We start from the raw sequence: 23,131 nt of genomic DNA, 5'->3' as shown, positions 1-23,131 counted from the left end.
ACCCGCGCGGCCAGGTCGGCGTCCGCACCGGAAACGTGCTGGGCGACATCGGCGTTCTGGTGAGCGGCGGTGTACAGGTACACCGCGCGCAGGCCCTCGGCGTACGCCTTCTGGGTGGCCAGCGAGCGACGGACGTCCGGGTGGTGGGTGATGGTCACGCGCGGCGCGGCCTTATCGGTCATCTTGGTCAGGTCGGCGCCCTGGACCCGCTCCTTGGCGTAGTCCCGCGCGTTCAGGTAACCGGTCGACAGGGTCGCGATGGCCTTGGTGCCCACCATCATGCGAGCGTGCTCGATGACGTCGAACATCTGCGCGATGCCGTTGTGCACCTCGCCGACCAGCCAGCCCTTGGCCGGGATGCCGTGGCCGCCGAAGGTGACCTCACAGGTGGCCGAGACCTTCAGGCCCATCTTGTGCTCGACGTTGGTGACGAACACGCCGTTGCGCTCGCCCAGCTCACCGGTCTCGTGGTCGAAGTGGAACTTCGGTACGAAGAACAGCGACAGGCCCTTGGTGCCCGGTCCCGCGCCCTCGGGGCGGGCCAGCACCAGGTGCATGATGTTCGGGAACAGGTCGTCGGAGTCGGCGGAGGTGATGAACCGCTTCACGCCCTCGATGTGCCAGGTGCCGTCTTCCTGCTTGATCGCCTTGGTGCGCCCGGCGCCGACGTCGGAACCGGCATCGGGCTCGGTCAGCACCATCGTGGCGCCCCAGCCCTGCTCGGCGGCGATCTCCGCCCACTTCTTCTGTTCGTCGGTGGCGTTGTTGTAGAAGATGTTCGCGAAGCCGGGGCCCGCGGCGTACATGAAGGCGGCGGGCTGCGCGCCCAGGATCAGTTCGGCGATGGCCCAGTACGCGGCGCGCGGGATCGGCAGGCCGCCGAGCTCCTCGGCGATGCCGAGCTTGTCCCAGCCGCCGTCCTGCAGGGTGCGGTAGCTCTTCTTGAACGACTCCGGCAGCGTGACCGTGTGGTTCTGCGGGTCGAAGACCGGGGGGTTGCGGTCGGCGTCGGCGAACGACTCACCGAGCGGACCCTCGGCCAGGCGGCGTACCTCGTTGAGCATCTCCTTCACCGTGTCGGTGTCGAGATCGCCGTAGGCGCCGCTGTCCAGGATCGACCCGAGGCCGAGAACCTCGAAGAGGTTGAACTCCAGGTCGCGGACGTTGCTCTTGTAGTGACCCATTGTCAGTACTCACTCTCCGTTGAGTTGGTGCGGTCGGTATGGTTGCCGTTCCCGCCCGTTGTTCGCTCCACCGGGTAGTCGTGCCGGTTTTCCGCATGCTACTCGCGGGTAACTTATGAAACATATTACCGGCCGGTAATGACTGCGCAAAGAGTCGAGCAGGCAATGTGACGCGTTTTACAGTGTCGATCACGCGGGGAGCGACGGTGCGGCTTCGGGGGGCCGGCGCGGCAGAATGAGCACAATGCTGATCGAGACGAGTGCGGGGCCGGCTGAGGTCGAGCTCGAGCAGCCGCGCAGGCCCGCGTTTCTGCTGCTGCTCACGCATGGTGCGGGGGGTGGGGTGGAGGCGAAGGACCTGCTCGCGGTGCGTGACGTCGCGCTGCGGCTGGGGGGTGGGGTCGCGCGGGTGGTGCAGCCTTATCGGGTGGCTGGGCGGCGGGCGCCGGGTTCGGCGGTCAAGCAGGACGAGGCCTGGCTGGAGATCGTCGCGCGGCTGCGCGGGCGCAAGCGCATCCCGGTGATCCAGGGTGGGCGCAGCAACGGGGCGCGGGTGGCTTGTCGTACCGCCGTCGCGGCACGGGTCCGTGGCGTTCTCGCGCTCTCGTTCCCGCTGCATCCGCCGGGCAAGCCGGAGAACTCGCGCCGGGATGAACTGCTCGCGCCGGGAGACATCGAGGTCGTCGTCGTCAACGGGGCGAACGACCCGTTCGGCATTCCCGATTCCGCCGACGCCGCCGAAGTGCGCGTCATCCCGGGACAGCCGCACGCCTTCCGTGCGGGCTTCGACCTGATCGCCGAGACCGTGACTCCGTGGCTGGAGCGCTGGTCCTGAGTCCTATTCGGCCGGTCGGGTGGCGATGACCAGCGCGTCGATGGCATCGCCCGTTTCGGTGGGCCGGTAGACGCGGTCGGCGATGCGGACGCGCACTTCGCCAGCCGCCGCGAGCGGGCCGAGGTCGGCGACGATGTCGTCCGGGGTGAACAGGATGGCCGGGTCCTGCGGCCCGCCGCAGCCGTCGGTGATGTTGGTGGTGTCGTGGCCGAGTACGAGCAGGGTGCCTTCCGGAGCCAGCAGCCCGGCCGCCGTGCGCACCAACGCGCGGCGCTGCTCGGCGGGCAGGTGCAGGAAGACCATCAAGACCAGCTCGAACGGTCCGGTGATCCCCGCTTCGTCCAGATCGGTGACGTCGGCGCACTGCCAGGCGATGCGATTGCGGACCGAGCGGGACAGGCGCGATGCCACGGTACGGCCTTTGTCGATGCCGACCTGTGAGTAGTCGACGGCGTGCACCTGCCAGCCGTGCGTGGCGAGCCACAGGGCGTTGCGGCCCTCGCCGCACGCCAGATCGAGAGCGCGCGGGAACTCCGGCGCATCGCCCTCGGGTGTGGCGGCTTGGAGGGGCGCACGGCGTTCCAACCCGTAGACGTGCTCCACCACGGTGTTGTTCGGCGGTGCGCCCCAGACCAATTCCGTTTGCGCGTAGCGCTCGTCCCAGTCGGCCGCATCCATATCTCGAGTCTATTGATCGGGCGACCCGCGCCCCGTGGGGTTGCCCGAGTCAGTCCGATACCTGCGAGAGCCAGTGCACCGGCGTGGTCTCGCGTACGTGGATCAGCACGTCGAACGCATCGGCGAGCGACGAAAGCCGGATATTGGCCGTGGCGTCGGCGGCCGGGTCGTAGACGCCGCTGATGGTGCGCAGCTTCGCCGGGCCGGTCAGCCAATCATGGACCGGTTCCGGCGCGGCGGCGTGCAGGTCGACGTAGTAGGCGGGCAGCTCGACCTCGCCCAGCGCGGCGTCCACCAAGTCGGATCGCGGGTCGGGCGCCACTGCCGCGCCGAGGTCGCCGTGATGGAAGCCGATGCCGACGGACACGTATCGTTCACCCAGCTCAGCGCGCAAATGACTGCCAGCGCCGCGGAATTCGGCCGCACCGAAGACGATCGGAAGGCTGGTGGTGTGCGCGAGGCCGTCCCAGTAGACGATCTTCGCACCGGTCGAGCGCTGCCATTCCAGCACCGTCTCGGCCGACGGCCGTTCGTCCCTGGCGAACCCTTGGCTCGCGACGCTCTGGGTGTGGAAGTCGAGGATCAGGCGGGCGTGGATGAGCGCCGTGGCGCGCTCGCCGGTATCCGGCAATGTCGTGAGCAGCTCCAGGGCGTCTTCGGCGTGCTCGGCGAACGGGCGGCCGGGGTGGGTGCCCTGATGGCGCTGGACATGTTCGTCGACTTGATGCGCGGTGCGGATCGGCGCTAGATGCGCCTCGATCGCGGCGAGCCGGTCGGGAGCCGCGTGGCGCACGTAGTCGAGTACCGCGTCGTAGTCGCTCGGTTCGGCACGGGGCGGTTCGACGCCGAAGATCCGCACCGGGTCGTCCGGATGCGCCAGGTTGTACGCGCGGATCCAGCGCAGCGTGGCCACCGATTCCTCGGTACGCCACGGGCGCCAGGCGCGGGCGAGCACCGATTCGGGGTCGCCCGTGCCCGCGGTGACGAACCGGTCCCAGCGTTCGCCGGAACGCGCGCTGTCCTGGATGGCCAGTGCGCGGAAGCCGTGCCGTTCGACCAGCCCGCGCAACAGCCGCTCGCGCACACCGAAGGTCTGGCGGGAGAACCGCGTCGACTCGCCGAGCCCGACCACCGTGGCGGCGGCGAGCCGCGCGATCAGGCCGTCGAGTTCCGCACCGGGCGAGTCCGGATCGGTGCTGTCGATCGCGATGGCGTTGTCGCGCAACCAGGCGCGGATGTCGACGGTGGTGCTGAGCATGGTGCCTCCCGGAAACGTGAACGATCCAACGCGGTGCAGCCTCGTACATGAACCTTTGTTGAGGTCAAGGCGCCGCGTCGAATCGCCGGGTTCCCGGTCACAGCGTCGTGCGCATCAGCAGGACGTTGTACTGGCTGTGCACGGTCGTGAGGAAGTACAGATCGCGCCCGGTCTGGTACGGAAAGATGGAAGGCGCGTAGGCGGTGGGCAATTCGCGGGTGTCGATCAGCACTTCGGGATCGCTCCACGGTCCGACCGGGTCGGGCGCGCGCCGCATCACCACCGAATTGAATCGATCGGTGGTCAGCGAAATGTATTGCCCCAGATAGGCGTTGTACATCACCGACAGTTCGCCTACGCCGAACATGATGGGCGCGGCGGCGTTCACATCGTTCTTCCGCCAAGCGTGGCCGTCCCAGTATTCGTATTCGGCGAGATTCCCGATGTCGTGCGCGCGCACGCGGGCGACGTGCGCGGTGTGATTGCGTCCGGACCGCGTGCCGTATTCGTAGATGTACCCGCCGTCGGCGAGGAAGGCGTTCATCTGGAAGTTGGCGTCCCCGCCTTCGTTGTTCCGTCGTGTTTCCGGCAGTTCGGCCCAGGTCTCGCCGTTGTCCCCGGAGACGGCGAGACCGGAGAAGTTGGTGCTCCACTGGCCGACGTCGTCCCAGGTCCGCACGGACATCAGGCTCATGTACTGCACGCCGTCGACGGCGATGCCCGCGGTCGGGATGCGGCTGATCTCCAGGAACGGGATCTTCGGGCTGGCGATCAGATCGCGTGCCTGCCCGAACACGTCGCGCACCACGCTGTCGAAATAGACGCCATCGGCCGGATCGGTGGTGTGGCTGCGCAGCAGGATATTGCTGCGCCAGGCCCACATGCTGCCCGCCAGCAAATTCGGGAAACCGACGCCGGCGGTGTCGCCGAACGCCGTGAGCATTTCGCCGTGCCCGTTGTCCCACATGATGCCGAGATCGGTGCCGAGAACGTTGTAGGTCTGGGTGTTGTTCGGGCTGGCCATACCGGTCACCTGAAAGACCGCCTTGGTGCGGCCGAGCAGATTCGGTAATCCGGTCGTGCCGTTGAGCACCGGGATCGGATTGATGGCGTTCGGGTTGGCGATGGCGGGGGTAGTCGCCGTGAAGAGCAGGGCCGAGGCGCCCGCCAGCGCCGAGAGCAGGAAGGATGCGGTCTTGATCACGGTCTGTGAGCCCTCCGGTTTCTTCCCGAGAGCGGTGCGAAACACGGACGTCCCGCGATACACAGACCCTTCGCAGTGTGCCGCGCACCACTAGTCGACTGGCTGGCAAATCGTGCAAATGGTAGCAGCGGAACCAGTCGCGGGGAGGGTTCTCCAGCAGACTAGCGAATTTGTAGCTAATCTTCGGTAGGACGGCTGCGCGCCTTGCGGAGAAGCAAAGGAAGTTGCGTCGCGCGCTCGACGGCAAAGGTTCGCCGTGTGGATGCTCGCCATGACTTCTCGAAGAGTCGTTTGGCGGAGGAGACCGCGTGCGGCGACCGTGTGGCGAGGCGGTCGGCGAGTTTCTCGGCCTCCGCCACAGGGTCCGGCGACAGCTCGGTGATCAGGCCGATGCGCGCGGCGTAGTCCGCGTCCACCACGTCCGCGGTCATCGTGAGCAAGAGGGCTTTGTCGATGCCGATCAACCTGGATAGTGTTGCAGCGCCGGTCATGTCCGGGATCAGCCCGTGTTTGGCTTCCATGACGGAGAACTCCGCGTCGGGAGTCGCGAAACGGACATCGGCGGCGAGCGCGAGCTGAAGCCCGCCGCCGTAGCAGCGCCCGTGCACCGCGGCGATCACCGGCACCGGCAGGCGGCGCCAAGCCCAGCACGCCTCCTGGAAGGCATTGGTGCCGCGCCAGGGTAGCGGCACGAAGTTCCGAACGATTGCCAACGGATTGCTGATTGCCGCGGAGATATCCAGTCCGCTGCTGAAGCTGGGTCCGTTGCCGGAGAGAATGACTGCACGCACATCGCTGCGGCGGCCCACCAGCTTCGCGCTGGCAACCAGCTCGTGGAGCATATCGATGGTCAGGCCGTTGTGCTTGTCCGGCCGGTCCAGCGTGACGTACGCCCGGTGGTCGTCGAACCGCACTGCGATGTTGGTGCCCATGCTCGGATATTACTCGTGAGTCAGTTATGTGGCGCGCACTGTTGCCGCGGCGCCAGGGCTCTGTTCTAATCGGACTCAAGTTACCGTCAATGTTGACGGTTATGGAGCGGAGGTCGCATGCTGCCAGCCGGAATGGACCCGAGGACGCCGGTGCTCGTCGGCGCCGGGCAGGTCGTACACCGGCCGGGTGAGCCGGGTCTGCCCGGCCCGGTCGAACTCGCCGCCGAATCCTTGCGCCGCGCCGGCGCCGACAGCGGTGTCGGCGACCGATTGCTGCGCTCGGCCGATGTGATCGCCGCCGTCGCCCCGGTCAGCCGCCCCTACGGTGACCTGGGCGCGCTCGTCGCGGCCGAACTGGGCGTCAGCCCGAGAAGAACCGTGCAGTCGGTGCGTTTCGGCGGTGACGCGCCGCAGCGGTTGCTCAACGTCGTCGCGCAGGCCATCGCCGACGGCCGCTCGGAGGTCGCCCTGCTCACCGGAGCCGAAGCGGTGTACTCCGGGAACACGGCCGCCCGCTCCGGCGCGGCGGTGGACTGGCCGGAGCAGCCGGACGACGTAACCCCGGACGAGATCGTCGGCTCCGATCGTGGTCCGAACTCGGACATGGAAACCGCCGCGGGCCTGTGGGGCCCGGTGTACTTCTACGCGCTCATGGAGACGGCCCTGCGGCGCAGGCTGGGGTCGAGAGAAGCCGCGCACCGCGAGCGGATCGGCGGACTGTGGTCGCGCCTGTCGGAGATCGCGGCACGCAATCCGTACGCGTGGCAGCCCGCCGCGCAGGCTGCCGCCGAACTGGCGACGCCGGCGCCCGCCAACCGGATGGTGTCGACGCCGTATCCGAAGCTGCTGGTCGCGAACCTGACCGTGGACCTGGGCGCCGGGCTCATCCTGTGCAGCGCGGCGGCGGCCGACGCCGCCGGAGTGCCGCGGGACCGATGGGTGTTCCCGCATGCCGGCGCCACCGCGACCGACGAATGGTTCGTCTCCGAACGAGCGGACATGTCTCGATCGCCCGCGATCGCCGCGGCGGGGAAGGCGGCGCTCGGCGCCGCGGGAATCGCGATAGACGATGTGGCCCACGTCGACCTGTACTCCTGCTTCCCGGTGGCGGTGCAGATCGCCGCCGAGGAACTCGGCCTGCCGATCGACGATCCGGCCCGGCCGCTGTCGGTCACCGGCGGTCTCACCTTCGCGGGCGGCCCTGGCAACAACTACACGACGCATTCGATCGCGACGCTGTCCGGCGTCCTCCGCGCGGACCCCGGCGCATACGGCCTGGCGACGGCGCTCGGCTGGTACAGCACCAAGCACGGCGTCGGGGTGTACTCGGCGAAGCCGCCCGAGCGGCTGTTCCGTGCCATCGAGGCGGATGTGCCGGCGGCGCGACGGGAACCCGCGCCCGGGTACACCGGGCCCGCCACGGTCGAGGCGTACACCGTCGCCTACCGCAAGGGTCCCGCGCCCGACCGTGCCGACGAGCCGGAAGCGGTTGTGATGAGCGCACTGACACCCGCGGGGACCCGCATACTGGTCCGGGCGTCGGATGCCGACACCCTCGCGGCGTTCACCGCGGGCGACCCGCTCGGCGCGGACGCCGAGATCGCCGCGGACACGTTCACCCTGCTCACCGAGAGGAGCGCCCGATGAACGACTCGGTCCTGATCGAGCGGCGCGACGCGATCACCGTGCTCACGGTCAACCGTCCCGAGGCGCGCAACGCGATCAACCTGGCCACCGCGCAGGCCATCGAGGCCGCTGTCGACGAGTTCGAAGCCGATTCCGCCGCGCGCGTGCTCGTGCTCACCGGTGCGGGCGGAACCTTCAGCGCCGGAATGGATCTCGTGGCCGCGTCGAAAGGGGAGATGCCGATGACGCAGCGCCGCGGCCCGCTCGGCATCACGGCCAAACCCCCGGCGAAACCGATGATCTCCGCCGTCGAGGGCTTCGCGCTGGCCGGTGGTTTCGAGCTGGCGCTCGCGGGCGACCTCATCGTCGCCGCGCGCGACGCGCAGTTCGGCATTCCCGAGGTCAAGCGCGGTCTGGTGGCGGCGGGCGGTGGCGTGCTGCGCTTGACCCAGCGGCTGCCGCGCAGCACCGCCGCCGAACTCGCGCTCACCGGAGGCCGGATCGGCGCCGAGCGGCTCTACCAGCTCGGCCTGGTCAACCGGGTCACCGAGCCGGGCGCGGCGCTGTCGGTGGCGCTCGAACTCGCGGCCGAGATCGTCGCCGCCGCACCACTCGCGGTGGCCGCGAGCAAGCGCATCATCGACGAGTCGCCGGATTGGCCGGTCGCGGAGGGATTCGCGAAGCAGGGCGAAATCGCGCTGCCCGCATTGTTTTCCAAGGACGCCGCCGAAGGCGCGCTGGCGTTCGCGCAGAAGCGCGAGCCTCAGTGGCAGGGTCGCTGACGGGCGGCCCGGGACACGTTCGGCAGCCGCAGGCGCAGCGCAGGGAGCGCATGCGCACGCGGCTGCTGGACGCGGCGGTGGAGAGCCTGGTCGAGGTCGGTTACGCGGGCACGACCACGCTCGAGGTGCAGAAGCGGGCGGGTGTGCCGCGGGGCACGTTGCAGCATTATTTCCCCACCAGGGCCGATCTGCTCGCCGGCGCCGTCGAGCATGTGGCGCGACGCCGTTTCGACCAGCTGACAAGCGAGTTCGAAGCGATCCCGGACGACGCGGACCGGCTGGAGACGGCCGTCGAGCTGACCACGCGGATGCTCAGCGGCCCGTCGTTCTGGGCAGCGCTGGAGATGTGGGTGGGCGCGCGGACCGACCCGGAACTGCGGGCGGCCTTCCTGCCGCTCGAGGTCCGCCTGTTCGAACTGATGCACACCAGCATTCGCGACAGCTTCCGGCGCGAGTTCCCCGACGATCCCCGGGTGCCGACGATCACCGAGTTCACCATCGAGATCATGACCGGCTCGGCCCTGCGGGTGCTGCTCACCGGGGACGTGTCTCGCAACCGGGTCCTCCAGCACCGGTGGGGCAATGCCGTGCGCGTCTTGCTCGGCACGGCATCCGCTGACACGTTGCTCGACCCGCCCGCGGGCTGAACGGACGGGCGTCTAGCGCTGGCGAGTGACCGTCTCGAGCAACACCTGGGCGCATCCGGCCGGGTCGTCGAAGAACGGCGTGTGCCCGCTGCCGCGCAGCGTGACGTGCTCGGCGTCCGGTAGCACGCTGCGTGCCTTGCGGCTCTGGGTCGCGTAGGTGAGCAGGATGTCGCGGCTGCCCCATGCGATGGTCACCGGAATGTCGGCGAGGGAGTCGATTTCGGGCAGCTGGACATCGGTGAACGAGGCGATCGCCTCGTCGAATCCGGCCGCGTCCGCAGCGCCGATGGCCGTGTCCAGTGCCACCTTCGCATCCAGCGCCCAGGGCTTGCCGAACACCAGGGAGAGGAAGACGGTCCGTCCCGCGGCGGTGCCGAGGACGGACGGGAGGGCGGGCCGCAGCTTGCGCGCCAACGCCCGTGACTTACCCAGCGACTGCTGGCACCACACCCGACCGGCGGTGTTCCAGAAGCCGATCGGCGAGTAGGCGGTCACCGAGCGAGCCAGCCCGCGAGCGCCCAATTCCAGCGTGATCAGCCCGCCCATCGAGTTGCCCGCGAGATGCGGTTGCTCGATCCCCTGCGCGGCGAGGAATTCGTCGAGCGCGTCGGTGAGGTTGGGCACGGTGTTGTGCGCGAGCGGGTGCGTCGAACCGCCGAAGCCGGGCAGGTCGACGGCGATCACTTCGTACGACGCGGCCAGTGTGTCGATGATCGGCTCCCACACCTGCCACCGGCTTCCGACCCCGTGTACCAGCACGAGCGGCTCGCCCGCGCCGACGCGGTGATGGTGCAACGTCGTCATCCGCCAACCCTAACAGCAGTCACCTGTCATCAGTTGGTATCGCGCAGCAGCCACCGGCTGGAGTGGCGAGGCACGGCTATTTCTGACAGTGCGGGCTCGACGCGGCACGTCCCCATCCGGCGGTGATCTAGCTCACTGGCTTGTCACAGTGCTCGCTCGCGCGGTGTCTGGATGCCGACACGCTGGATACGAAGGAGTTCCCGATGAACATCGCACTGTGGATCGCTACGGCACTGTTGGCCGCGCTCGCCCTCTTCGGCGGCATCACCAAGGCGTTCGTTCCACGGGAGAAGCTCGCCGCGTCACCTGGCGGGGAATGGACCGCGGCGGCCGGCGACGGCTTCGTCAAAGGTCTGGGTCTCCGGCAGATCCTGGCGGCGGCCGGTCTGATCCTGCCCGCCGTGCTCGACATCGCGCCGGTGCTGGTGCCGGTCACGGCGGTCTGCTGGGTCGGGCTCATGGTCGGCGCGATGATCACCCACGGCCGGCTCGGGCAGTACAAGTTCGTCGTGCTGAACTCGGTGTATCTCGCGATCGCGGTGTTCATCGCGTGGGGCCGGTTCGCCCTCGAACCTTTCACGAGCTGACGGCCCGGACCGAACGCAGCCAACCCCCGAGGAGAAGGGTCGAGAAGATGAGCGACCACGCGACCGAGGCTTTCGTCGCCCACCGCGACCTGTTGTTCACCGTCGCCTACGAGATGCTCGGCTCGTCCGCCGACGCCGAGGACGTTCTGCAGGAGACCTGGCTGCGCTGGGTGAAAGCCGACACCGAGCAGGTGGACGACGAACGCGCCTATTTGGTCCGGATCACTACCCGGCAGTCGCTCAACCGGCTACGCACGATGAAGCGCCGCAGAGAGGCATACGTCGGCCCCTGGCTGCCCGAACCCGTGCTCACTGCACCCGACGTCGCCGAGCATGTCGAACTCGCCGAGAACATCTCGATGGCGATGATGCTCGTCCTCGAGACGCTCTCGCCCACCGAACGTGCTGTTTTCGTGTTGCGCGAGGTCTTCGACCTCGGCTATGAGGAGATCGCGGCCGCGGTCGGCAAGAACCCGCCGACCGTCCGCCAGATCGCGCACCGCGCCCGCCGCCACGTCGAGGCCCGCCGCCCGCGTTCGGTGGTGTCGCCCAGCCAGATCCGCGCGTCGGTGGAGGCGTTCGGGCGCGCGCTCGAATCGGGGGATCCACAAGGCCTGCTCGACGTGCTCGCCCCGCATGTCGTCCTCATGAGCGATGGCGGCGGTATCAAGCGAGCCGCGCTGCACCCCGTCATCGGCGCGGAGAAGGTCGCCCGCTACATCACCGGCGGCACCGGCAAGGTCGAGGCCGTTCTCAGCCGCGAAACCGTTCTGATCAACGGACAACCCGCATTGGCGCTGCGCCTGGACGGCGTGCTCGACGGCATCATGGCCTTCCACGTCGAGGACGACCACATCACCGGCCTCTACTTCGTCCGCAACCCGCGAAAGCTGACCCGCGTCGAGTCCGAGACGCCGCTCGCGCTGCGCTGAATATCGGCAGCGCCGCGGCCGCCGCCATGCGCTCACCGGCAGCGAGCAGTGCGAGTTGCTTCCGGTGGCGCGCTGGGAATCGGCCAGAGCGCGCTGACGCGGTCGTCGCCGAGGGCTGGTGCCGTACCCGGCAATGTCGGTAGGATAATTGGTATGGCAACGCGTAAGGTCACCCTTTCGCTGGACGAAGCCGCTTGGTCGTATGCCGAGCAGGCGGCCGCCCGCGCGGGAATGTCGCCGTCGGCTTGGATTTCGAAGGCCGCGCGACGGGAGGCCGTGCGCACCGGCGTCGGTCCGGTGTCGGATGTGACCGCCGAGGCCGCCGCGGACGCGGCCGAACTGGCGGCCGCCGAGGAGGCGATGCGTGCGTCGGGGTGAACTGTGGATCTACAACCCGCATGGTTCGCCGCGCCGCCGAACGGTCGTGCTCATCAGCAGTGACGGCATCAACGAATCGCCGCGCCCCTGGTTGATCGCGGCCGAGGTGGTCGAGGACGATCCGCAGGACATCCTCGCGGTTCCGGTGGAGGAACACGGCTGGGTGCATGCCGGGAACATCGGGCGCATCTTCCGCGGTTGGCTGGCCGAGCGGGTGGACGTGGTGGACACCGACACGCTGGAGCGGCTCGACACCGCGTTGCGCGCGGCCATGGACCTCTGAGGCCTCCTGGGCAAAGACCGCGCGCGACTACCGCTGAAGGCCGGACGGCATTATGGTGGCCACGCCACCGACAGTGGCCAGTCGAGGAAGAGGAGTCAGGTGCGGATCTGCATGATCGCCGCGGCGCTGATCGCGCTGCCGGTGCTCGCGGCATGCGGCAGCGACAAGGACACGGCGGCGCCCACGGTGACGCAGGCCGATCTCGCCAAGTCGTTGCAGGACAAGGGCCTCAAGAACAAGCAACTGGCCGAATGCGCGGCGAAAGTGTTCGTCGACCAGGGCATTTCGCAGGCCGGACTGCGGATCATGACCAGCGACGAGTACGACACCAAGTCTCCCAACCAGGAAACGCTGGGGATGAGCAAAGAGGACGCGGACAAGGCGCGCGCTGCCAGCGGTCGCATCGCGAGCGAGTGCATGTCGGCGGCTCAGACGCGCTGAGTTCCGGCCCGCCGGGGCGGTCGACGATTCGCGTAGCGAGGCGGTTGATCAGGCCGTACGCTGTCGCTACGTCGACGCGGGTGTCGACCAGAAGCCGAGGATTCGACCGTGTCACAGCCGCCTTTTCCGACATCGCCGAGTCCGGTGGGATCGCCGACCGCGCAACCGATCAGCCCATCCGGTCGCTGGTTCGCGCTGGGTGGCGCGCTGATCGGCCTCGGCGTCATCGGCGGGATCGTCCTCGGCGCTTTCGGCTTCCTGCAGACCTCGGGCCGGATCGACGACTTCCAGCGGGTCAAGGTGCCCGGCTCCGGGATGGTGAACTTGGCGGAGTCCGGCGGCTACACCGTGTATTTCGAGTACGCCGGGGCATCGTCCCGGGGCCCCTCCGGCACGGTCAACCTGCGGGTGCTCGATCCGGACGGCAAGCACCTGGAGTTGCAGAAGCGCGACGCAACCATCACGTATTCCTTCGGCAGCCACGAGGGACGGGCCGGGTTCTCGTTCGAGGCCGCGAAGCCGGGCGCCTATCGCGTGACCACGGCGGGTAGTTCCGAGGTGACGGTCGCCATCGGACAGGGTCTCGGCTCGTCGTTCGTCGGCACACTGTTCGGTGCGCTCGCACTCGGTTTCGGTGGTGTGGTGCTCGGTGTGCTGGTGATCGTGGTGGTGGCGGTCAAGCGAAGTGCGAGCACGCGCAAGGTCGCCGAACCAGCCACGTCGCGACTGTAGCGGCGGGTACCGACAGCGGTACCGCTTGATGTCGTCACCGCGCTGTCCAACGCACGCGGACAAGTCGACCTGGCCGGGACCTCGCGCACTCGAGCGGGTCGATCTCCGCGCTCCGGCGAGCATTTCGATCGCGCTGCGCGCAACCCGTGAGCGACCGCGCGCGGTGCGCGATGGTGGGCTGATGACGACCACCGAGGCGAAATCCACTACCGATTCCGAACTGGATGCGATCTTCGGCCCGATCTTCGACCAGATCGCCCAGGGCGCCGTGACGCGAGAAATCGATCGCACGCTTCCTTATGACGAGGTCGGACTGCTGCGCGCGGCGAAATTCGGCGCGCTGCGCGTTCCGGTCGAGTTCGGCGGCTACGGCGTCACCGTCCGGCAGCTGTTCCGGTTGCTCATCGAACTCGCCGCCGCGGAATCGAATCTGCCGCAGGCGCTGCGGGTGCACTTCTCGTTCGTCGAGGATCAACTCCTCGCGGAGCAAGGGCCCGAGCGGGAGCGGTGGCTGCGCGCGGTGGCCGAAGGCACGCTGGTGGGCAACGCGATCACCGAACCAGGTGTCGGCGCGGTGGACCGCTACCGCACCACGCTGACCGAGGACGGCGGGCGCTGGTTGCTCAATGGTGTCAAGTACTACAGCACGGGTTCGCTGTACGCGGACTACATTCTGGCCGCCGCCGACCGGAACGGTGAGCGCGTCGGGGTGCTGGTGGACGCGAACGCCGAGGGTGTGCGTCAGCACGACGACTGGGACGGCTTCGGCCAGCGGCTGACCGCCAGTGGGACAACGGAATTCACCAATGTAGCGGTAAGCGAAGACCGAATCCTCGGTCCCGGCTACGGCGCGCCCGGGCCGACGTACGCGACCTCCTACCTGCAACTGGTCCAGCTCGCTGTGCTGGCGGGCATCGCCAAGCGCGCCGAGCGTGACATCCGGGAGTGGGTCGCGGCGCGTACCCGCGGCTACACACACTCCGCCGCCGACCTGCCGCGGCACGATCCGCTGGTGCAACAGGTGATCGGGCGGCTGTCGGCGGCCGCGTTCGCCGCCGAGGCCAGTGTGCTCGCCGTCGCCGACGTGCTCGACGGAGTGCTGGCGGGCGGCGCGAAGGACGAGAGCGCGGTGGTGGCCGCCGAACTCGCGGCGGCCCGGGCCCAGCTCGCCGTCATCGATCTGGTGCTGCCCGCCACGTCGCTGCTGTTCGAAGTGGGTGGCGCTTCGGTCGTTTCCGAACAGCTGCGGCTGGATCGGCACTGGCGTAACGCCCGCACCATCTCGGTGCACAACCCGGCGATCCAGAAGGCGCGGGCGATCGGCGATCACCTGCTCAACGGCGCCGATCTGCCGTGCGCCTGGAGCGCGGGCGAGCGTACACCGGCCGGCGGAGCCGCGCAGTGACCCGCCGGATCCGGTTCAACGCATTCGACATGAACTGCGTCGCCCACCAGTCCCCGGGGCTGTGGCGGCATCCCGACGACCAATCGCACCGATACAAGGAGCTGGGCTACTGGACGGAGCTGGCGAAGCTGCTCGAACGCGGCCGCTTCGACGGCATCTTCATCGCCGACGTCCTGGGCACCTACGACGTCTACGGCGGCAACGACATCGCCGCGCTGCGCCAAGGCGCGCAGATCCCGGTTGCCGACCCGCTGCTGCTGGTCTCCGCCATGGCGGCGGTGACCGAGCATCTCGGGTTCGGCATCACCACCGGCACCGGATTCGAGCACCCGTACCCGTTCGCGCGGCGGCTGTCCACGCTCGACCATCTCACCAACGGCAGGCTGGGCTGGAATGTGGTGACCGGCTATCTGCCGTCGGCCGCACGCAATTTCGGCGCGGCCGACCAGCTCGACCACGACGAGCGCTACAACCAGGCCGATGAATACCTCGAGGTGCTGTACAAGCTGTGGGAAGGCTCGTGGGAGGACGACGCGGTGGTCCGCGACGCGAGCGCGGGCGTCTACGTGGACCCGGCCAAGGTGCACCACATCGGTCATCGCGGCACGCACTACACCGTGCCGGGCATCCACCTGTCGGAGCCGTCGCCGCAACGCACGCCGGTGATCTACCAGGCGGGGGCGTCTGCGCGCGGGGTGCGCTTCGCGGCCGAGAACGCCGAGGCCATCTTCATCGCCGGTCCGTCGAAACGAGTGCTCGCGCAGACGGTTTCCCGGATCAGGGACGCGCTGGCGGCGGCAGGCCGCCCCCGTGACGCCGCGCGCATCTACGCGCTCGCGACGATCATCACCGACGCGACCGACGAGGCGGCGCGGCGCAAGCACGAGGAGTACCTGTCCTACGCGAGCGTCGAGGGCGGGTTGGTGTTCATGTCCGGCTGGATGGGCATCGATTTGTCCCGCTACGACCTCGACGACCCGATCGGCCAAGTCGAAAGCAACGCGATCCAGTCGGCGGTGGCGGCGTTCCAGGAATTCGACGACGACGGGCGGGAATGGACCGTCCGCGACATCGGCAAGTGGGCTGGCATCGGCGGCATGGGCCCGGTCTTCGTCGGTTCCGGGGAGACGGTCGCCGACCTGCTCCAGGAATGGGCCGCCGAAACCGACCTGGACGGCTTCAACCTGGCCTACGCGATCACCCCGGGAACGTTCGAAGACATCGTCCGGCACGTGGTCCCGGTGCTGACCGCCCGAGGCGCGTACGCCCCGGAGTACACGCCGGGCACGCTACGCAACGCGCTGTTCGGCGCGGGCGATCGATTGCCCGCCGACCATCGCGGCGCGAGCTACCGGTTGAGCGGCCCGGGATCGACGGCCCTGCCGGATACGGTCTCTCGGCCGGGAGCGACGGTCGAGGCGACCTCGTAATGTGCTCGCACGGCGCCGGAGCCTTCGGGGCCCGGCGCCGTCCGGCTTTCCGGGCGACGAATCAGATCGCCGCGAGAAATATCTCGGCTACCGCTTCCAGCCCCGCACGATCGATGTCGTCGAAGCGCTCGGGGCGCGGACTGTCGAGATCGAATACTCCGATCAGCGCATCGTCGCGGACCAACGGCACGACTATTTCCGAACGTGTATCGGCATCGCAAGCGATATGTCCCTCGAAGGCATGCACATCGGGTACGAGTTGGGTGCTTCTGGTCTGTGCCGCCGTGCCGCACACGCCTTTTCCCAGCGCGATGCGCACACAGGCGGGTTTGCCCTGGAACGGGCCGACGACGAGTTCTCGCCCATCGTAGAAATAGAAACCCACCCAATTCACATCCGATAATGCGTGGAATACCAGCGCGGCGAGATTGGCGGCGTTGGCGATGCGGTCGGCCTCACCCGCGACCAGCGCTTCGGCCTGGGCGGCGAGCTGGCGGTACCGCTCGGTGCGGTCTCCGGTGAGGTCGGCGACGACAAACGACATGGGCCGAATGGTACGCGCTGCGAATTCGCTGTCTGCTTATTGATTCTCGGTGATCGCAACACTCTGCGAGCACCGCGCGTCCATCGCATCATCCCTGCATGACTTCGCAGCAACCCGTATCCCGTTCCACTCGTTCGGCCGCGGTTATCGGCGCCGGACAGACCGGCGTCACTGCGGCGCTAGGACTTCTCGACGCCGGTTTCGAAGTCACCCTTTACAGTGAGCGCGATCAGCGCGCCTTACGCGACGACGTGCCCGCCACCGGCACGGCGCTCGAATTCGGTGAGACCCAGCAGGCGGAGGCCGCGCTCGGATTGGACAGCTACACCGCGCGGGCGCCCCGGCACACCGGCTTGAGCGTGCGCATCGCCGGACCTGGCCCCGATCGTCCCGAATTGATCCAATTCGACGGGCATTTCGACGGATACGTCGGCGTCGCGGTGGACACCCGGCTCAAGGCCGACGAGCGGCTCACCGCGTTCCTGGAGCGCGGCGGCCGGTTCGTGGTCGAGCAAGTGACGCCGGAGACGCTCGACGGCATCGCCGCCGCCAACGACCTCACCCTTGTCGCGACCGGCCGCGGCGGTCTGTCGGACCTGTTCCCCGTCGACGCGCAGCGCACCCCCTACGACGCGCCGCAGCGGTCCTTGCTCACCGTCGTCGTCACCGGCCTCGGCCACGACGAAAATGTTTTCGCGCATCGCAGCGTGGCGGGCGGCGCGCACAGCGGCTTCTCCATCCTCGCCGACCAGGGCGAGGGCTGGTGGGGCCCGTACCTGCACAAGGACGCGGGGCCGAGCTGGGCCTTCCTCGGCTGGGCGCGGCCCGGCAGTGACTGGGAGAAGCGATTCGCCGGGGCCGACTCCGCCGAGTCGGCGCACCGGGTCGTGCAGGACCTCTACCGCGACTACATCGAGTGGGACCTGCCGGAGGTACTGGCGACCAAGACCATCCCCGAGGATCCGCACTCGTGGCTGAAGGGGGCGGTGCGCCCGGTCGTGCGGTCGGGGGTCGGGCGCACCGCGGGGGGCCACGTGGTCGCCGCGCTGGGTGACACCGCCATCGCTTACGACCCGATTGCCGGGCAGGGCGCGCAGAGCGGCCTTATCCAGGCGCAGCGGCTGGTCGCGGCGGCCGCCGTGCACGAAGGACCCTTCGACGAGGCGTGGATCGCGCGGCAGTACGCCGCGTTCCTCGCCGCGCGCGCCGACGCGGCGAACAAGGTGACCAGGCTGTTCCTCAGCGATCCCGAACTGGCCGAGGTCGGCAACGCGTTCTTCGCCGCGGCGGCCGTCGACCCGGCGTTCGCTTCGGCGCTGGTCGGCCTGCTGCACCGGCCGCAGCCGTTCCTGCCGGTCGACTCGCCGGAGGCGGTCAACGAGTTCATCACACGGGTCACCGGCGAGGACGCCGCCGCGCTACTGGGCCGGTTCACGCCCGCGGGCAAGTTCGCCAGGTCGAGCTACTCGCCCGCGCTCGCCGACGCCTGATCCGAATCGCGCAGATTCAAAACCTCGTCCCGACCGGGGGCCGGTGCTGGAGTGAAAGGAGCGCCGGACGCATGCGTGGCGTCCGGCCTCCGATCCGACGGCTACCCCCGATAACCATGGAGCAGCTATGACCACGGAGCAGATCGCCGAGCAGATCCGATTCGCCTACTGGGTGCCCAACGTCAGCGGGGGACTGGTCACCAGCGATATCGAACAGCGCACCAGCTGGGATTTCGAATACAACAAGAAGCTCGCGCAGACAGCGGAGAACAACGGCTTCGACTACGCGCTGTCCCAGGTGCGCTACACCGCCTCCTACGGCGCGGAGTACCAGCACGAATCGACCTCTTTCAGTCTCGCGCTGCTCGGCGCGACCGAGCGGCTGAAGGTCATCGCGGCCGTGCATCCCGGGCTGTGGCATCCGGCGGTGCTGGCCAAGTTCGGCGCCACCGCCGACCACCTGTCGAATGGCCGGTTCGCCATCAACGTCGTGTCCGGCTGGTTCGCCGGTGAGTTCACCGCGCTCGGCGAACCGTGGCTCGAGCACGACGAGCGCTACCGGCGCAGCGCCGAATTCCTCGAAGTGATCCGCAAGATCTGGACCGAAGACAACGTGAACTACGGCGGCGACTTCTACCGCATCCGGGACTTCACCCTGAAGCCGAAGCCGCTGAACACCCCCGAGCGGCCGAATCCCGAACTCTTCCAGGGCGGCAACTCGACCGCCGCCCGGCGCAACGGCGGCCGCTACGCCGACTGGTACTTCTCCAACGGCAAGGACTTCGACGGCGTCACCGAGCAACTCGACGACCTGCGCGCCGTCGCCCGCGCCCACGACCGCGAGGTGAGATTCGGGCTCAACGGCTTCATCATCGCCCGCGATACCGAGCGGGAAGCTCGCGACACCCTGCGCGAGATCGTCGAGAAGGCGAACAAGCCCGCGGTGGAAGGCTTCCGCGACGCGGTGCAACAGGCGGGCGCGTCCACCAAGGACCGCAAGGGCATGTGGGCCGATTCCACGTTCGAGGACCTGGTGCAGTACAACGACGGTTTCCGCACCCAGCTGATCGGCACGCCGGAGCAGGTGGCCGAGCGGATCGTCGCCTACAAGCAGCTCGGCGTCGACCTGATTCTCGGCGGCTTCCTGCACTTCCAGGAGGAGATCGAATACTTCGGCGCGAAGGTGCTCCCGCTGGTGCGTGAGCTGGAAGCCGCGCAGCGGCCCGTCGCGGCGGTGAACTGATGACCGCGGTCGCCGCCGATCGCATCCTGTCGGCGGCACAAGCGTTCGCGGTCGCACAGCGGCTCGCGGCGGACTTCGCGCCGGGAGCCGCCGAACGCGACCGGGAGCGCGCGCTGCCGTACGCGGAGGTCGATCGGCTGGCGGCCAGCGGCCTGCTCGCGATCACCGTCCCCGCCGCGCACGGCGGCGCGGATCTGCCGCCGAGCGCGGTCGCGGAAGTGACGCGCATTCTCGCCACGGCAGATCCCAATATCGCGCAGATCCCGCACAGCCACTTCGTGTATGTGAACCTGCTCCGGCTCGCGGGTACGGCCCAGCAGCAGGAGCGGTACTTCGGGCGGGTGCTCGACGGCGGGCGCATCGCCAACGCGCAGTCCGAGCGCGGGGGCGCGACCGTCGCCGACATCGCCACCACCTTGCGGCCGGTCGATGATCGATTCCGGGTGGACGGCGTGAAGTACTACTGCACCGGCTCGCTGTTCGCCGATCTGTTCGCGGTGCTGACCCGGCTGGACGACCCGGAGGGGCGCAGCGGTCTCGAACCCGGTGAGTACATCGCCTACCTGCCCGCCAACACTCCCGGCGTGCGCGTCGTGGACGACTGGAACGGGATCGGGCAGCGCACCACCGGTAGCGGAACGGTGTCGTTCGACGGTGTGCTCGTCGATCGTGACCAGGTGATTCCCCGCTCCGGCGCGGTGCGAGCACCCACCGGCTACGGCGCGTTCGCGCAGCTGCTGCACGCCGCCATCGACACCGGCATCGCCCGAGGCGCCCTCACCGCGGCAACGGAATTCGTGCGCACCAAGAGTCGCCCGTGGTTCGAGGCGGGGGTGGCGAACGCGGTGGACGACCCGCTGTTGATCCAGCGCTTCGGTGAATTGTCCGTCGCGGTGACCGCCGCGGAGGCGACCCTCTCATCGGCTGGCTGGGCGTTGGACGCGGCCATCAGGATCGATCCGAGCGCCGCGAACATCGCCCAGTCGTCGCTGGCCGTAGCGACCGCCAAGATACTCGCCGACCGCGCCGCCAACGACGTGTCGGCCGCGCTGTTCGAAGTCGCCGGAACGCGCAGCGCGGCGGCGGATCTCAACCTGCACCACTTCTGGCGCAACGCGCGCACGCACACCCTGCACGATCCGGTGCGCTGGAAGTACCAGCACATCGGCCGGGCACTGCTGCACGACGCCGCGCCACCGCTCCACGGTGTGATCTGAAAGGAGACGAAATGACAGTCACTGTCGTCGTCGGAAACCCGAAACCCGCCTCACGCACGCTCACCGCGGCCACCCTGGTCGCGAGAGGGCTGCGGCCGGAGGTGGAGCCCACCGTGATCGACCTGGTCGAGTTCGGCCCCGCCCTGCTCAGCTGGGGTGACGCGGCCGTGGCCGAGGCGGTACGCACCGTGGCGGGCTCGGAGCTCGTCGTCTTCGCCAGCCCCACCTTCAAGGCGACCTACACCGGTCTGCTCAAGCTGTTCCTCGAACAGTTCGAGGGCGGGACCGGCCTGGAAGGCGTGCTCGCGGTCCCGGTCATGCTCGGCGCGGGACCGGCCCACGCCCTCGCTCCCGACCTGCTGCTCAAGCCCGTGCTCGTCGAAATCGGGGCCACCGCCGCGTTGCCCGGGCTCTACCTGTCCGATCGCACATTCGCCGAGGACGGCGTTATCGACCGGTACAGTGGTCGGTGGCGTTCGGTCGCCCAGGCACTGGCCCACAGCTCGAAGGCTGCGAATCATGCATGACCTGTTCGAATTCCCCGCCGACGGAGCCGGTCTGCGTCGCGCGTTCGCCAACTTCCCCAGCGGCGTCGTCGCCGTGTGCGCCGAAATCGACGGAACCCCGCACGGCCTGGCGGTGAGCACGTTCGTGCCCGTCTCGCTCGATCCGCCGCTGGTCTCGTTCTGCGTGCAGAACTCCTCGGCCACCTGGCCCAAGCTCGCCGCCGCGAGCCACCTCGGCCTCAGCCTGCTCGGCACCGACCAGCAGGCCGCCGCCCGCACGCTGGGCACCCGCGACGGCGACCGCTTCCGCGACATCCAACTGCACCGCGGTTCCGGCGACGCCGTGTTCATCGACGGCGCGTCCGCCTGGATCGAGGGTGTCCAGGAAGCTCACGTCCCGGCAGGCGACCACGCGGTGGTCATCCTCCGCATCCACCGCATCGCCACCCGCACCGACGTGGACCCGCTGGTATTCCACGGCAGCAAGTTCCGCCGGTTGCACGCCGAACCGGCGAACGGCGCAGCCTGACGGCCCTCCGGTGTGCGCGAAACCGGGGTGACGTCCCGGTGGCTCGATGGTCCGGAAGCCGCGACGGCATGCGATGCTCGTCGCATCAGGTCCGGACGTCGGCCTGGATCAGGGCTGTGGGAGACTCTGGTGTCTCTTTACGGAAAGGTCCGGTCATGACGCTCGGCATGGTTCTCGGCGACTTCCCGCGCACTTCGGCGCGGGTCTAGACGAACCTCGAGTGATCCCTGTGCGATAGCGCACAGGTCTTTTCGCGACTCCGCGGCGAAGTGCTCGTCGTGCCCACGCACGTTCGATCACGAGGAGTACGCGGTGTCCACCGTTTGCTGGACCGAAGACGACAACACCTGCCCGACCGCAGGCTGGCATTCCGAGAACGGCGCGCCGCCGCCCGAATCCCTTGTGGTGGTGAACGACTGGATCACCGCCGACGCGGCTTGCCGAATGGCGCGAGCCGGGACCGGTCTGCTGTGGCGCGGTGATTTCCACAATGCGCGGCAACTGCTGCGTGCGATGGGGCGGCGAATCGATCGGAGGGTTTCGGTCGGCGACGGTCCGGCCGAAGCGTTCCAGCGGTATCGCGCGTCGCGTCGCCGGCGCGCGCAGGTGCTCGGCAAGTTGCTCGTGCTCCTTGAAGACGACTATTCGCTGGCGTTGCGCCGCGCTCCCGATGTGCGGGGCCCGTGCACCGAGGCGTACGGAGCGCCGCACGGGCGCATGGTGGTGGCGCTCACCGAACTGCTCGGCGTGCTCGGTGCGGCGCAGTGGCGGGAGAAGGGCGTTTACGTGCCCGCGCTCGGCGACCGCATCCATCCGCACTATGGCGTGTTCTCCCCGGTCCGCGGCGAGTACGTCGATCTCGTCGCGTCCGCGCCGCTACCCGCACGAGCCGAGACGGCCTTCGATCTCGGCACGGGCACCGGCGTGCTCGCCGCGATCCTGGACCGTCGTGGAATCCGGCGAATCACCGCTACCGACAACAGTCTTCGTGCGCTGACCTGTGCCCGCGCCAACCTCGGTCGGCTGGGCATGTCATCCGTCGACGTGCGAGGCCCGGCTCTCTTCCCGGATGGCAAGGCCGACCTCGTGGTATGCAACCCCCCTTGGCTTCCCGGCACGCCGACCTCGGCGCTGGAAAGCGGCGTCTACGACGAGAACTCGTCCATGCTGCGCGCCTTCCTCTCCGGCCTCCAAGCCCACCTGAACCCAGGCGGAGAAGGCTGGCTGATCCTCTCCGACCTGCCCGAACACCTCGGCCTACGCTCCCACGACGAACTCCTCACCCGCATCACTACCGCAGGCCTCCACATCACCGCCCAACTCACCACCCACCCCACCCACCACCGAGCCCACAACCCCACCTCCCCGCTCCACACCGCCCGCGCAGCGGAAACAACCTCCCTCTACCGACTGTCTCCTCGTTGAGTGGCACATGACGGAGGATCTACTCGCGATTCGCCTCAA

The 23,131-nt window shown here is 68.7% G+C and carries 25 protein-coding genes; 18 read left to right on the top strand and 7 right to left on the bottom strand.

Going from position 1 to position 23,131, the window contains the following annotated elements:
- The coding region (locus ACWEO7_RS06275; RefSeq protein WP_452421251.1) for an acyl-CoA dehydrogenase family protein at window positions 1-1,184 on the bottom strand (1,184 nt) is incomplete at its 3' end.
- Between the two features lie 244 nt (window positions 1,185-1,428).
- Here ACWEO7_RS06275 and ACWEO7_RS06270 point away from each other — a divergent pair.
- On the top strand, window positions 1,429-2,019 hold the full coding sequence (locus tag ACWEO7_RS06270) for an alpha/beta hydrolase family protein (RefSeq protein ID WP_452421249.1): 591 nt from the start codon (window positions 1,429-1,431) through the stop codon (window positions 2,017-2,019).
- Window positions 2,020-2,022: 3 nt separating this feature from the next.
- On the opposite strand, the gene ACWEO7_RS06265 is transcribed toward ACWEO7_RS06270, so the two are convergent.
- The 4 genes from ACWEO7_RS06265 to ACWEO7_RS06250 all read right to left on the bottom strand — a co-directional run bounded on the left by ACWEO7_RS06265 (window position 2,023) and on the right by ACWEO7_RS06250 (window position 6,091).
- Window positions 2,023-2,697, bottom strand: a complete 675-nt coding sequence (locus ACWEO7_RS06265; protein WP_452421247.1) for a class I SAM-dependent methyltransferase — start codon at window positions 2,695-2,697, stop codon at window positions 2,023-2,025.
- 49 nt (window positions 2,698-2,746) lie between these two features.
- Window positions 2,747-3,955, bottom strand: coding sequence for an erythromycin esterase family protein (locus ACWEO7_RS06260; RefSeq protein WP_452421245.1), 1,209 nt, complete (start codon window positions 3,953-3,955; stop codon window positions 2,747-2,749).
- Between the two features lie 97 nt (window positions 3,956-4,052).
- On the bottom strand, window positions 4,053-5,159 hold the full coding sequence (locus ACWEO7_RS06255; RefSeq protein ID WP_452421243.1) for a DUF4185 domain-containing protein: 1,107 nt from the start codon (window positions 5,157-5,159) through the stop codon (window positions 4,053-4,055).
- A gap of 176 nt (window positions 5,160-5,335) precedes the next feature.
- The gene (locus ACWEO7_RS06250) at window positions 5,336-6,091 is read right to left on the bottom strand and encodes a crotonase/enoyl-CoA hydratase family protein (protein WP_452421241.1); all 756 of its coding nucleotides are present in this window, start codon (window positions 6,089-6,091) and stop codon (window positions 5,336-5,338) included.
- A gap of 117 nt (window positions 6,092-6,208) precedes the next feature.
- Between ACWEO7_RS06250 and ACWEO7_RS06245 the strand changes: the two genes are divergently transcribed.
- The 3 genes from ACWEO7_RS06245 to ACWEO7_RS06235 are packed head-to-tail and all read left to right on the top strand — an operon-like array spanning window position 6,209 to window position 9,146.
- Window positions 6,209-7,738, top strand: a complete 1,530-nt coding sequence (locus tag ACWEO7_RS06245) for a thiolase C-terminal domain-containing protein (RefSeq protein ID WP_452421240.1) — start codon at window positions 6,209-6,211, stop codon at window positions 7,736-7,738.
- On the top strand, window positions 7,735-8,499 hold the full coding sequence (locus ACWEO7_RS06240) for a crotonase/enoyl-CoA hydratase family protein (protein ID WP_450017805.1): 765 nt from the start codon (window positions 7,735-7,737) through the stop codon (window positions 8,497-8,499). The genes ACWEO7_RS06245 and ACWEO7_RS06240 overlap by 4 nt, the downstream gene beginning before the upstream one ends.
- Before the next feature lie 50 nt (window positions 8,500-8,549).
- Window positions 8,550-9,146, top strand: coding sequence for a TetR/AcrR family transcriptional regulator (locus ACWEO7_RS06235; protein WP_452421238.1), 597 nt, complete (start codon window positions 8,550-8,552; stop codon window positions 9,144-9,146).
- Between the two features lie 12 nt (window positions 9,147-9,158).
- Here ACWEO7_RS06235 and ACWEO7_RS06230 read toward each other — a convergent pair whose 3' ends face one another.
- Window positions 9,159-9,950 carry an alpha/beta fold hydrolase gene (locus ACWEO7_RS06230; protein ID WP_452421236.1) on the bottom strand — a complete coding sequence of 264 codons (792 nt, stop codon included), beginning with the start codon at window positions 9,948-9,950 and terminating at the stop codon, window positions 9,159-9,161.
- Window positions 9,951-10,153: 203 nt separating this feature from the next.
- Between ACWEO7_RS06230 and ACWEO7_RS06225 the strand changes: the two genes are divergently transcribed.
- From ACWEO7_RS06225 to ACWEO7_RS06190, 8 genes are all read left to right on the top strand, one after another.
- Complete coding sequence (locus tag ACWEO7_RS06225) at window positions 10,154-10,537, top strand: DoxX family protein (protein WP_452421234.1); 384 nt, start codon at window positions 10,154-10,156, stop codon at window positions 10,535-10,537.
- A gap of 47 nt (window positions 10,538-10,584) precedes the next feature.
- Window positions 10,585-11,469, top strand: a complete 885-nt coding sequence (locus tag ACWEO7_RS06220; protein WP_452421232.1) for an RNA polymerase sigma-70 factor — start codon at window positions 10,585-10,587, stop codon at window positions 11,467-11,469.
- A gap of 153 nt (window positions 11,470-11,622) precedes the next feature.
- The gene (locus tag ACWEO7_RS06215) at window positions 11,623-11,847 is read left to right on the top strand and encodes a hypothetical protein (RefSeq protein ID WP_063016531.1); all 225 of its coding nucleotides are present in this window, start codon (window positions 11,623-11,625) and stop codon (window positions 11,845-11,847) included.
- The gene (locus tag ACWEO7_RS06210; RefSeq protein WP_379249280.1) at window positions 11,834-12,130 is read left to right on the top strand and encodes a hypothetical protein; all 297 of its coding nucleotides are present in this window, start codon (window positions 11,834-11,836) and stop codon (window positions 12,128-12,130) included. Before ACWEO7_RS06215 ends, ACWEO7_RS06210 begins: the two co-directional genes overlap by 14 nt.
- A gap of 111 nt (window positions 12,131-12,241) precedes the next feature.
- Window positions 12,242-12,571, top strand: coding sequence for a hypothetical protein (locus tag ACWEO7_RS06205; RefSeq protein WP_450017793.1), 330 nt, complete (start codon window positions 12,242-12,244; stop codon window positions 12,569-12,571).
- A gap of 108 nt (window positions 12,572-12,679) precedes the next feature.
- Entirely contained in the window at window positions 12,680-13,303 is a 624-nt protein-coding gene (locus ACWEO7_RS06200; protein WP_452421230.1) for a hypothetical protein, read from the top strand.
- A gap of 181 nt (window positions 13,304-13,484) precedes the next feature.
- A complete protein-coding gene (locus ACWEO7_RS06195; RefSeq protein WP_452421228.1) occupies window positions 13,485-14,708 on the top strand; it encodes an acyl-CoA dehydrogenase family protein in 1,224 nt (407 codons plus the stop codon).
- A complete protein-coding gene (locus ACWEO7_RS06190) occupies window positions 14,705-16,138 on the top strand; it encodes an LLM class flavin-dependent oxidoreductase (RefSeq protein ID WP_452421226.1) in 1,434 nt (477 codons plus the stop codon). Before ACWEO7_RS06195 ends, ACWEO7_RS06190 begins: the two co-directional genes overlap by 4 nt.
- Before the next feature lie 61 nt (window positions 16,139-16,199).
- On the opposite strand, the gene ACWEO7_RS06185 is transcribed toward ACWEO7_RS06190, so the two are convergent.
- A complete protein-coding gene (locus ACWEO7_RS06185) occupies window positions 16,200-16,682 on the bottom strand; it encodes a GAF domain-containing protein (RefSeq protein WP_452421224.1) in 483 nt (160 codons plus the stop codon).
- 98 nt (window positions 16,683-16,780) lie between these two features.
- On the opposite strand from ACWEO7_RS06185, the gene ACWEO7_RS06180 reads away from it, so the two are divergent.
- The 6 genes from ACWEO7_RS06180 to ACWEO7_RS06155 all read left to right on the top strand — a co-directional run bounded on the left by ACWEO7_RS06180 (window position 16,781) and on the right by ACWEO7_RS06155 (window position 23,092).
- Window positions 16,781-18,172, top strand: a complete 1,392-nt coding sequence (locus ACWEO7_RS06180) for a styrene monooxygenase/indole monooxygenase family protein (RefSeq protein WP_452421222.1) — start codon at window positions 16,781-16,783, stop codon at window positions 18,170-18,172.
- 127 nt (window positions 18,173-18,299) lie between these two features.
- Complete coding sequence (sfnG, locus tag ACWEO7_RS06175; RefSeq protein ID WP_355071422.1) at window positions 18,300-19,415, top strand: dimethylsulfone monooxygenase SfnG; 1,116 nt, start codon at window positions 18,300-18,302, stop codon at window positions 19,413-19,415.
- On the top strand, window positions 19,415-20,632 hold the full coding sequence (locus ACWEO7_RS06170; protein ID WP_452421220.1) for an SfnB family sulfur acquisition oxidoreductase: 1,218 nt from the start codon (window positions 19,415-19,417) through the stop codon (window positions 20,630-20,632). The genes sfnG and ACWEO7_RS06170 overlap by 1 nt, the downstream gene beginning before the upstream one ends.
- An 11-nt stretch (window positions 20,633-20,643) precedes the next feature.
- Entirely contained in the window at window positions 20,644-21,159 is a 516-nt protein-coding gene (locus ACWEO7_RS06165) for an NADPH-dependent FMN reductase (protein WP_450017778.1), read from the top strand.
- Complete coding sequence (locus ACWEO7_RS06160; protein WP_450017776.1) at window positions 21,152-21,667, top strand: flavin reductase family protein; 516 nt, start codon at window positions 21,152-21,154, stop codon at window positions 21,665-21,667. Before ACWEO7_RS06165 ends, ACWEO7_RS06160 begins: the two co-directional genes overlap by 8 nt.
- 312 nt (window positions 21,668-21,979) lie before the next feature.
- Entirely contained in the window at window positions 21,980-23,092 is a 1,113-nt protein-coding gene (locus ACWEO7_RS06155; RefSeq protein WP_452421218.1) for a methyltransferase, read from the top strand.
- The last annotated feature ends 39 nt before the right edge of the window (window positions 23,093-23,131 follow it).

The sequence above is a fragment of the Nocardia sp. NPDC004260 genome (assembly GCF_053603155.1).
The sequence above is the reverse complement of the archived record's forward strand: the minus strand, read 5'-3'. Positions and strand labels throughout refer to the sequence as shown.